Here is a 7,294-nt window from a genome sequence, read left to right on the forward strand (position 1 = left end):
CGAGCATGGGTCCCAGTTGGAGGTGTCGGCGGTGTCGGCGGCGTCGGCGGTGTCGGCGGTGTCGGCGGTGTCGGCGGCGTCGGCGGTTTCGAAGGGCGCGCCGAGCATGGTGACCGCGTCGGCCACGACGAGGCCCACGGGCCCGAGGTCGACCGTTATGAGTCCGGTGGTCCGTACCCCGAACCTCACGGAGCCGCCGTCCCTGCGTCGCTACGCTGTTTCCCGGGGGAGTGGCCGATGGCGTACGACGGTAAGGCTCAAGACCGCGGTAACGAAACCGAAGCCCGCAGGGCAGAGACCGACCAGCCTCACGTACACAACGAAATCCGCGACAGCAGCATCGGCACCAGCGTCCAGATCGGGACACTGAACGGGCCACTACATCTCGGCCGGGACACCGACCCGGCCCGGCTTCGGGCCGCCACGCCCGCAGTCGTGCCCGTCGCACAGGCCCTGCTCCACCCCTACCTGTTAGGCGTGCATCGCCCGATCAAGGAAGCCGAAGGAGGACTGCCCGCCTACGTAATCCGCGAACACGACCACGAACTTGCCACTCGGCTGACCGCCTCAGACCACTCCATGGCTGTACTGGTGGGCAAATCATGCACAGGCAAGTCCCGAGCGGCCTACGAAGCCGTGCGTTCCTGCTACCCGACCTGGCAACTGGCCGCCCCGACCAGCGCCGAGAGCCTCGTAGCACTGCTGGGCAGCGACGCGATCACGCCCCACACCGTCCTCTGGCTGGACAACCTGAACCTCCACCTCCTGGGCGAAACCGGCGAACAGGCCGCCGAGCGCCTGCGCCATCTGCTGAGCGAGCCCGGACCCGTGGCCGTCATCGGCACCATCTGGCCCACCTTCTGGCACAGCATCCGCTCCGCCGCCGACGGCCAGAACAGACACGCACAAGCACGAGCCCTGCTCCGCCTCGCAGCCCCGGCCATCGACGTACCGGACACATTCACACCGACCGAACTCACCCATGCCGAAAGCCTGGCAGTGTCCTCCGCTCCTCTGGCAGCGGCCCTGAGCGCCCACTCCGGCACGAGACGCCTCACCCAAGTCCTCGCCGCAGGCCCTGAACTCGTCACCCGCTACCACAGCGCCGACGACATCACGCGCGCGGTGATGACGGCCGCCCTGGAGACCTGGCGACTGGGCTGGACCACCCACCTCCCGCACGAGATGCTCCGCGCCGCGGCCGCAGGCTACCTCCCGGCCGACACGGCACTGCCCGACGACTGGTTCGACCAGGCAATCGCATACGCCACCGAACCGGTACTCGACGCCACAGCCCCGCTCACCCGCATGCGGCTCACCGGCAGCCCACCAACAGACGCCTACGCCGTGGCCGACTACCTCGCACAAGAGATCGTGCTCGCCAAGCCGAACTGCCTGGGACCCAAAGAACTATGGGACAGCACCCTGACCCACGCCCACTCCGCCGATGCCACCTCTCTGCACCAACTGGCCGCGAGTGCCATGCAACGCGGCTTGTACCGGTACGCCCTACGCCTATGTGGCGAAGCCGCGACGCGTGGGGACGCTCTCGCCCAAGTGCAGGCGCTAACCCTGCTGGGGCACATCGGTGAGGGACAACTGGAGCGGACCACCACCCGCCAGAAGTGGCTGCTGCGCCTCATACGCGCCGCGCCCTCGCTGCTGTACACGGCCGGCTTTGCCGCGTACGCCAGCCGGAGCAACCTCAGCGCCGGGCAGATGACCTGTCTCACCGCCGCCTTCGTCGTCGTACTTGGCGAACAGCAGTACCGGAGGCACGCGGACTCCCGCAGCCGACGAGCGGACGAGCGCAGCGGGGAGCGCCAATTCCTCACAACGGCCGCAGCAAAGATGCGGGACGGAGATGTCGAAGCGACCCTCGCATTGGCCTCACACCACACAGACAGGGCCAACTACGGAGCCGCGACAGCCTGCCTGCGCCGCCTGGAGGTCTGCGACTTTCGCGACAGGCCGGACAACTTCCTTCCGAACAGCAGCTGGTACCCACGCTCCGCTGAACTGCTGAGCCTCGCCGGCGAGTATGACGAAGCCGAACGCCTCCTTCGGGCGGCGCTGGAGGCAAGCTTCCCGCCGCTTGCACAGGACATGACCGAATTCCGCATCAATTGCACCATTGCACTGCTGAGTGTTCTCGCTGCCCAAGGCCGCACTCGAGAGATGGTCGAGGTCCAGGAACAGGCTCGACGGGAGCTGCCGAGGGAAGCGGGCCGTTACCTGACCGACACCGCGGCGACGATCGCCGCCGAAGAGGCCCGCAATACCGGGATGGACGACGAGGCCGAGCTCAGGCGGGGCTGCGCCATCGGAGCGCGGTGGTCGATGCAGCGGCTCCTTCACCGGCTACGCCGAACCGGACCAGCCGAGGAGTTCGACCGTGTACGCAGGTTCGGACTGGAGCCCGGGGGAACGACTGCCGCTCCTTGGGGACGCGAAGAGCTTTCCCATGAGGAAACAAGCGCCGTGTTCGACGGGCTATGAGCGCACCCGTCTCCGCCGAGTACACCGAAACCCTAAGAACCGACGAGCGCGAAGTTGCCGCCCGCATCGCTGCTTGGGTGCTCAGCCACGAGGAGTTGTTGGACCGCTTCACCGCACTGCCAGCCGAGAAGTTCCCGCAGACTCGACGCCATGCCTCCGAGCTGATCTCCGGCACCGGAACCGACCGCTTCGAGTTCACTCTCGGCCTGCTCATCAACAATCTGCGACCCGCATCCGGTTGAACTGCCGGTCCGGTCCAACCCAGTCCGGTCCAGTCCGGCCCGGCTGTGCCTGCCGCTGCGGTCCGGTCCAGTCCGGTCCGGCCCGGCCTGGTCCAACCTGGTCCGGTCCGGTCCGGTGGGGTGGGGGGTTGGGGGGTTAGTAGGGGCCGTTGACGTTGTCGATTGATCCGTAGCGGTTGGCTGCGTAGTTGCAGGCGGCGGTGATGTTGGCGACTGGGTCGAAGCTGTCTGTTGAGGTTCCGGGCAGGCGGTAGGCGGTGAAGGTGGGGTCGATGACTTGCAGGAGTCCTTTGGAGGGGGTTCCCGCGGCGGCGTTGGAGTCCCAGTTGTTGGTGGCCTGGGGGTTGCCGGAGGACTCGCGCATGATGTTGCGGTGGATGCCTTCGTAGGAGGCGGGGATGCCGTGCTGGGCCAGGATGTCGAGGGATTCCTTGATCCAGCCGTCGAGGTTGTTGGTGTAGGCCTTCTTCGCCGGGGCAACGGCGGGCTCGGCGGCGACCGCGTTGTCACGCTCGGTCCGATCCGCCTGCCTGCTGGAGGCAGCCGGCTTCTGTGCGGGCCGGGCCGGGCCCTTCTCGCCGAGGGTGAGGGTGAGGCCGGGGCGGATCATTCCCGGGTCGTCGCCCAGGGTGGCGCGGTTGTCCTGGTAGAGCTTCTTCCAGCCGCCGTTCAGGGAGTGTTCCCGGGCGATGGTGGAGAGCGAGTCACCGGCGGCGACGGTGTAGGTCTGGGGGGCCGCGGCGGGTGTGGCGGCCGGGTGGGCCTGCGCGGCGGTGGCGTGGGTCGCGCTGAGCAGGGGGAGGGCGAGGACGGCTCCGCCGGTGCCTGCGGCGGCGATGCCGCGGGTGAGCGGGCTGGACTTGGGGCGGCGGTGTTTTCCCCGTGCGGGCATGACGTGTTCCTCTCCGTCGCCTGCGAGGTGAGCTGTCGGGTTCGGACGGGAGATGTCCGGCCGCGCTGCTGGGCGCGGCTTCACCCCGAGCCGTTTCCGGGTTCCGGACCGGCGTCTTACCTGGGTCCCCCGCTCCTGCCGTGCGTAGGTGGGTGAGTGGGTGGGTTTCCGGACGGCGGCAGGATTCGGCGTTCCGTCCGGATTTCCGGTGACGCTAGGCGAGGAAACCCGCACGGAACAAGACCCGAATTCGAAGAAGGAATGAACGAGCCCTGTCCCGGGCGGCTGCCGTCCCTCGTCTTCCTTTGATCAAAAACTCCAACCTTCTTTGCGCAGAACGGAAGCGCGCTCAGCGGCTCCCGAAGCCGCTGCCCCTGCGTGTGACTCATTTCACCGGACGGGATACGGGCTGGAATGCGGTCCGGCGGCATATCAGAGCACACTATTTCGGGCCCATGTTCCGCAATGCAGACGACACTTCCCGTACGCCACCAATACCTGAAGAGGCAGCTTTTCAACGCAAAGACGGACATTGTGCGGGGGTGGTTTCACCCGGATCCTGCCGGGCCTTCCATGCGCCGGCGGGCCTGAAAAGCGCGGGGTGGACGGCACGGTGAAGCCGGCAACCCTGCACGTCGCGCCCTCGGCCGGGGGCCGCGGGATGATCCGGCGCCAGCCTGCGGGCGGGGCAGGCCGTGGAACGGACAGGCGGCGGCCATGCGGCACCTGGGCCACGAGGCGCTCGCGGGGGAGCGGCCGCCCGGCCGTCCGGGCACGAAGCCCAGGAAAGCCGCCAGGCAACTCCCGGAAATCCGCACCCGGCGCATCTGCCTGACGGCCACTGCCGCTGGAGGGGCGGGACAGGGCAGAAGGGGGGGCAACTGGCCGTATTCCAAGGGGGGGGGCAGGTTGCGGTCCTGGTTTCCGCCATGAAGAACCGGCCTTGTCGGCGGCCTGGAAACTCCTTACGCGAGGAACCGGCGGAATAACGGAATATCGGCCGCGCGCAAGGAATTGACGGGACGTCGGCAACGGGAGGGGGCTGCAGAGAACCTGGCAGCCCTTCAATTCCATCGGCCAACCCGGGGGGCAGGGCATCTGGGACCTCATCAGGTCAATGTCTCATGAGGAAAGCCGGTCAATGGGAAGGCTGAGAGTGCGGTGGCACAAACCGCTGTGTGCGCCCTGGACGCTCATGCCGCCTGTGTTCGCCGCCCCTTCCCGGACCGTCCGCGCTCCGTACGGTCCAGCAACGTTTTGCCCCGCAGCGCATGACGCCGCGTCACGGGCATCCCGGAGATCCGGCAGGCCCGGAGATCCGGCAGACCCGGAGACCCGGAGATCCGGAGATCCGGCATCCCGGAGATCCGGAGATCCGGAGATCCGGAGATCCGGAGATCCGGCAGACCGGCACCACCGGCCGAAGCGAACGCCCGCACACACCGCTCAGCAACCCGCACAAGGCAACAGGCGAGTGCCGGTTTGTACCGTCAGCACACCGGGACGGTCAGCACACCGGGATGGTCAGCACACCGGGATGGTCAGCACACCGGGATGGTCAGCGCGCCCGGGGTAGTACGCCGGGACGGTCAGTACGCCCGGGACGGTCAGTACGCCGGGACGGTCAGTACGCCGGGATGGTCAGCGCGCCCGGGGTAGTACGCCGGGACGGTCAGTACGCCCGGGACGGTCAGTGCGCCGGGGTGATCCTGATCTCGGCCACCGTGCCGTCGCCTCGCAGGGCCAGCGGTCCCGGTCCTTCGTGACGTACACAGTCGAGACGGCCGAGCGCAGCCTCCGCTGTGTCTGGCGCGCCCGCTGTGTCTGGCGCGCCCGGTGCGGTGACGGTGATTCCTCCGGTGACGGCCATGACGAGGAGGACCTCACCCCCGGTACACGCCACCGTGAGCGTCTGCGCGGCGGTGACGGGGAGGATCTGCACGTGTGCCGTTGCCCGGCCCCGGCGGGTCATCACGTTCAGGTCGCGGACCGCGCCCGCCTTCAGCTCGCAGTCTGTCGCTGCGTCACCGGAGAAGGAGAAGGGGGCCAACCGGGCGACCGGTTGCCGTGTGCCGTCCACGGTGAGGACCATGCCTTCGCCTTCGACCAGGGTGATCACACGGTCGATCCCGGGAAAGGAGGAGAAGGGCCCTTGCGTGTCCACGTCCGCGACGCTCACCCGCCAGTCGAAACCCGCTACGGGCTCCGCCGGGGCCAGCGGCGCTCGCATCGCATCCGCTGCGACCTCGCGGGTCACGCCGCCGCTGTTCTTCCACGGCACGCTGGGGTACTCGCTCCAGCGCAGGACATCCACGCCCATACGACGCCGCCTCCCGTTTCCCTCGCCCTGCCCGATGGCCTTTCGCCGCCGCAGCCGGGCCACTGCCACCCGGGCCTGGTGTCCGTCGGACCGCAGGAGCACACCGAGGCAAGCGACCACTGATTCCCGCGCCAGCCTACGTGCCAGCCCGGGTACACAGAGCAGGGTGCGCCTCACCACCGGGTGCACGACAACGGACCCGCCAACCCGGACGACCCGGACGCCAGGCCACGAAGGCGCAGACGCCTGCTCCGTCCGGGCAGCACCGGGCAGCACCGGGCAGCACCGGGCAGCACCGGGCGGCGCCTGGCGGCGCGGGCCGTCCGGACCGGGAGCCGCTCTTCCCTCAGGAGCAACACCCTTCAAAGGGCCCTTCGCACCGGGCCACGAGTGCGTAGCCCGGATCGTCGAACCAGGCCCCGACTGCACCGCCCCCACCACCGGAGACCTCGTCGTCGTGCCCTGGCACATCTCCTGCGGCACCTGCACCCGCTGCGTGCTCGGCCGCCCCTCACCATGCGAACGCACTCCCCGCTACGCCATGTTCGGCCTGCCCCTCGGAGGCAACTGGGGCGGCATGTTCACCGAACGGTTCACCGTGCCCTGGGCGCAGGCCAACGTACAGCGCCTGCCCGACGGCGTATCACCATCGGCGGCCGCCGCCGCTTCCGACAGCCTCACCGACGCCTGCGACGCCGTACGGCACGGCCTGCAACCCCACCCCGCGCAGGACATCGCGGTACTGGGCGGACTGACACACGGCCGCTGCGCCTGCGCCTGCGCGGCATCCCTGGGAGCCGCCGGCGTGATGTACGTCGACCGCGACGGACGACGCCGCTCGATCGCCGAAGGGTTCGGAGCCACAACCGTGGACAACGCCCGCGAACTCGGACAACGACGGTTCCCGGTCACCACCGACGCCGCAGGAGACCCCCGAAGCCTGGCCGCGGCCCTGAAAGCAGCGGCTCCCGGCGGCCACTGCCACAGCATCGGCATCTGCTTCCAGCCGGCCCCGCTCCCGCTGATGACCATGTACATGGACGCCATCACCTTCACCACCGGGCGCCCCGACACCCCCCACCTCGCCGACGTGCTGCACCTGCTCCAGACCCACAGCGTCGGCCCCCTCGCCGCCTACAGCCATCCCATCACCTTCGACGACCTACCAGAAGCACTGCCGGAACTGCCCGCCAAACCACGCGTACTCCTCGACTGACAACTGCCATCACGGGACCTGTACGAGACCCATGACAGCGCACACACAACGGTGGCGCGGCACACGGCTAAGAGGTCCTAACAGAAGTGGTTGATGGTGTGACTGTTGGCTTGTCCGCTCGTTGG

The 7,294-nt window shown here is 68.7% G+C and carries 5 protein-coding genes and 1 riboswitch; of the genes, 3 read left to right on the plus strand and 2 right to left on the minus strand.

Annotated features, from left to right (window positions below):
- Positions 1-237 precede the first annotated feature (237 nt).
- Together IE274_RS21400 and IE274_RS21405 are read left to right on the plus strand one after the other, a co-directional pair.
- Positions 238-2,499 carry a hypothetical protein gene (locus IE274_RS21400; RefSeq protein ID WP_190117434.1) on the plus strand — a complete coding sequence of 754 codons (2,262 nt, stop codon included), beginning with the start codon at positions 238-240 and terminating at the stop codon, positions 2,497-2,499.
- Positions 2,496-2,741 carry a hypothetical protein gene (locus IE274_RS21405; protein WP_307822152.1) on the plus strand — a complete coding sequence of 82 codons (246 nt, stop codon included), beginning with the start codon at positions 2,496-2,498 and terminating at the stop codon, positions 2,739-2,741. The genes IE274_RS21400 and IE274_RS21405 overlap by 4 nt, the downstream gene beginning before the upstream one ends.
- 136 nt (positions 2,742-2,877) lie before the next feature.
- Here IE274_RS21405 and IE274_RS21410 read toward each other — a convergent pair whose 3' ends face one another.
- Positions 2,878-3,633, minus strand: coding sequence for a transglycosylase SLT domain-containing protein (locus IE274_RS21410; RefSeq protein ID WP_190117435.1), 756 nt, complete (start codon positions 3,631-3,633; stop codon positions 2,878-2,880).
- A 4-nt stretch (positions 3,634-3,637) separates the two neighbouring features.
- Positions 3,638-3,794, minus strand: a riboswitch (cyclic di-AMP (ydaO/yuaA leader).
- A gap of 1,529 nt (positions 3,795-5,323) precedes the next feature.
- Complete coding sequence (locus IE274_RS21415; RefSeq protein WP_190117436.1) at positions 5,324-5,953, minus strand: HutD/Ves family protein; 630 nt, start codon at positions 5,951-5,953, stop codon at positions 5,324-5,326.
- A 34-nt stretch (positions 5,954-5,987) separates the two neighbouring features.
- Here IE274_RS21415 and IE274_RS21420 point away from each other — a divergent pair, with 34 nt between their 5' ends.
- Positions 5,988-7,169, plus strand: a complete 1,182-nt coding sequence (locus IE274_RS21420) for an alcohol dehydrogenase catalytic domain-containing protein (RefSeq protein ID WP_229909699.1) — start codon at positions 5,988-5,990, stop codon at positions 7,167-7,169.
- Positions 7,170-7,294 lie beyond the last annotated feature (125 nt).

The sequence above is a fragment of the Streptomyces flavofungini genome (assembly GCF_014650815.1).
In the GTDB taxonomy this organism is placed as follows: domain Bacteria; phylum Actinomycetota; class Actinomycetes; order Streptomycetales; family Streptomycetaceae; genus Streptomyces; species Streptomyces flavofungini.